Source organism: Collinsella aerofaciens, from assembly GCF_015555045.1.
Lineage (GTDB): Bacteria > Actinomycetota > Coriobacteriia > Coriobacteriales > Coriobacteriaceae > Collinsella > Collinsella aerofaciens_W.
Genome location: NZ_JADNJQ010000033.1, coordinates 1 through 3,439, shown reverse-complemented (window position 1 = coordinate 3,439; position 3,439 = coordinate 1). Strand labels below are relative to the sequence as shown.

The 3,439-nt window shown below is 52.5% G+C and carries 2 protein-coding genes; both read right to left on the bottom strand.

Annotated features, from left to right (window positions below; all coding sequences use genetic code 11):
• Positions 1-237 (bottom strand): hypothetical protein (locus I2E45_RS10435; protein WP_216596250.1); only part of this gene is annotated, 237 nt, incomplete at its 3' end.
• 127 nt (positions 238-364) lie between these two features.
• On the bottom strand, positions 365-3,025 hold the full coding sequence (locus I2E45_RS09095; protein ID WP_195445831.1) for an N-acetylmuramoyl-L-alanine amidase: 2,661 nt from the start codon (positions 3,023-3,025) through the stop codon (positions 365-367).
• Positions 3,026-3,439: the final 414 nt, after the last annotated feature.

Here is a 3,439-nt window from a genome sequence, read left to right as displayed (position 1 = left end):
CGAGCAGCGGTCGCCCAGGAGAGGAGACCCGCCATCGGACGCCTTGGCCGAGAGGCCGTCGACAGAGTAGTCCTCTGAAACCGGCGAAGTTGCACTTAAATCATCGGCCCGTGTTGAATCTTCAATCTGTGATGGAGACAGGCCCGCTTCACTCAAACCAAAGCAAGGAGTTACGGCCAAACAGAAATAAAAGAAGAAAAAAGCGACACGGACAGCCTTACTTCTAAAGAAATGCATATAGAACCTCCCCGATAGTTCACTCCAACATAATATTGCTAGCAAGTAACAATTTAAGGCCAAGATTTACCATACAAGTAAGGTCGACTACAACCAGCGCAGTCGACCTAGAGAATTCATATTGATATTAGCCAATTAAAGAAATAATGCGCGCAATATTCTGACCATATGTGTCACCCGGAACAGCCCAGCGGCCATTTAAATCTTCCAAATATGGCGCAACTCCGAGAAAACCCTTAGACTGAAGGACTTCATATCGAGGATCCACACAAGTGTTATTCAACGCCGCACCAGTAGCATATCCTTTAAGATGCTGGACTTGGGCAAGCAAGCCCTGATATACATCGTCAAATCTAGCGCCTCCCGATTGTTGATTGACGGCGCCCAGTCCGGCGAAATTGCACTGATTCGGCTTTACGGAACCTCCAAATTGCAACCATCCAGTCTCAAGCATAGCCTGAGCAAAAACAACTTCCGGGCGAACCCCTTCAGAAACAGCGGCTTCGACAATTAATGAACAAAAATCACGAATAGTAGGTGCTCCCTTTGAAACAAATGCGTCTGAGGGATATGTATGTCCTGTTGATTCATATAAGTTCACCATAGCATCAACTGAAGTCTGCAGACTTCCCATAATTGGAGTACCCTCCACCGTGACCTTGCGGGTCAGGTGCCTCTCGGCGGAGCCGTCGATCACGTCGAGGTAGACGGTGTACTCGCCCGGCCCGGTCGGGGTCCACTCGCAGGAGGAGGAAGCGGAGGGCTGCTGGGCGACGCCCCACTTGGCCCAGCCGCCCTTCTCCCAGACGAACTTGTACTTGAGGCAGGAGGCGTCGCCGGACACCTTGGCCTGCAGCTTGACCGGCTTGCCGCAGAGGGCGGAGCCCGAGACTTCGAGCGACTCGACGGAGTAGCGCTCGCCGACCGTGACCTTGCGGGTCAGGTGCCTCTCGGCGGAGCCGTCGATCACGTCGAGGTAGACGGTGTACTCGCCAGGCCCGGTCGGGGTCCACTCGCAGGAGGAGGAAGCGGAGGGCTGCTGGGCGACGCCCCACTTGGCCCAGCCGCCCTTCTCCCAGACGAACTTGTACTTGAGGCCGGAGGCGTCGCCGGACACCTTGGCCTGCAGCTTGACCGGCTTGCCGCAGCGGGCGTCGCCCGAGACTTCGAGCGACTCAAGAGACCAATTAACAACTTTGTATTTAGAAGTGCTAGTCACATATCCATTGGAGTCAATGACATCAGCATAGATCTCATATTCACCAGCCTGGGGCAGGGTCCAAGAAATCGACGGCGAAGTTAAGTCTTGACCGATTACACCCCAATTGGAATCACTCCAATCAGACCCAGCCCTATGCCAAACAAACTTATATCTAAGGCCATCAGTCTTGCCGCTAACATTTACACCGATTTTTACCGTTGACCCCGCATGTCCCAGTTCTTCCGAGAAGGAAATTCCATTGACGGAGTAGAGATGCGGGAACTGCGCGATGATTGCAGCAGCGTCAGCCTCGCCAAGACGGCGGCAACCATCGTCCGAGAAATAGTTGGCCACATCACCGTAATTCGAGATAAAGCCATGTTCGATAAGAATACCTGGAATTCCCTGCTCGCGAGCGCAGCGGATAACGGCGAACTCGTCGCCTACCTCCATTTGAAATACGCCGCGGTATGTTAGTCCCATAGCAGCAAGGTTGTTCATGACCTTGTTGGCAAGCTCAACAGAGACCTGCGTGTAGTCGGTGCCATTTGCGGTAGGAGCATAAACTTCTGCGCCGTGAGCCCCAGAAGACCCAGAGTTGATGTGAAAGCTAACAAAGGCCTGCGCGCCCTGATCAATGCAGCGCTGTACGCGGTAAAGATAATCATTGCTGGGATAGTAGCCAGACTGCTCGCGCGCAAGAACGATCTTAAAGCCGTAAGCTTCAAGTTTATTTTTGCAGGCTGTCATGATCTTCCAGGTAAGGTCGGCTTCGCTCTTGCCATTACCCTGAGCGCCAGAATCCACCCCGCCATGTCCCGCGTCAAGTGCAATAACCCCCACATTACGCGCGGAGCGCTCAGCATAGGTGGAAATGCCATCGGGTGAATCGGCGCATTCCAATGCCTGCTGAATCGACTGGGCTTCAACGGCATTGCCATCGCCGTCCGCATAGTAAACAGAAGTGCCCTCGGAGCTCACGGAGCCATTAATGACCGTAAACGAATAATCCCTGTCAGAAAGATCCACCTCATGCTCAGAGCCATCGCCCTGCAAAGCATAGGTTATCGATGTGAGGAAATATGAATTAGATTCCAACTGCGAACCAAAAATAAAAGCAGCAGAATTATCAGCCGTTGCAGATGCTTCAATAGTCCCCTGAACCCCATTGGCACTTACATAGTTGAGAGTTGCGGAGGCAAGGCTATCGCCGTCATCGGGAGTAGCAAAGGCAACGACCTGATCAGTCCCGCTGGAAAGGCTCGGGTAGGCAAGATATACATACTGGAAAGAAGAATCGACCGGTTCAGCCTGCTGATGGTTCTCAGATACATCAACGCCAAAATCCTCATCAGCCGATTCGTCAACGTTCGTTGCCGGCGATGAATCATCAGCAGCGTCGACATCAACAGAACCCGCATCACGCGAGGCCTCGCCATCATCGTCTGCAGTAGCAGCGTCCACGGCAGCGTCCGCAGACGGGACGTTGCTCGCAGCGTAGGCAGCAGCCACAGGACCCATCAAGGATGAAATGGTCAAAAGACCAGCAAGAGAAAAAGCTGTTGAGGCACGCAATGCCTTTTTCATATTGAATCCCCCGTCACAAATAATGTTACTAAGAGAAGATTATCTTACAATCTCCTCTGCATCGGAAGTCCAGTTATTCGAAGCGCGGGAATTGTTATAAAGGCAGGCAGAAACCTGCTCTTATAAAAAGCAGGTTATGTTCTCAGCAAACTTTTGTTTTTTCGTCCTTCCATGGACACAGTGCTAGCTCTAGTTTTTGAAGCAATTAGCGGCGCCCCAAACAGCGCAAGTGCCAGTAACACGAAAATCCACTGAAGCACGCAATTCGTTTAAGCACGTGACGGACGACGAAAGCGTGTACGCAGCCGCGAAATACAGACACTATGACCCAATCCGAGGCACTAAAAAGATAGGAGCCCCCGCTCGTGACCGCGGGTCGGGGCTGCGACAATGATGTTGAAGTGCCATAGGCGC

Bases quoted from the DNA above. Each gene is read 5' to 3' on its own strand.
- I2E45_RS09095 (WP_195445831.1), bottom strand. From the start codon at position 3,025: ATGAAAAAGGCATTGCGTGCCTCAACAGCTTTTTCTCTTGCTGGTCTT.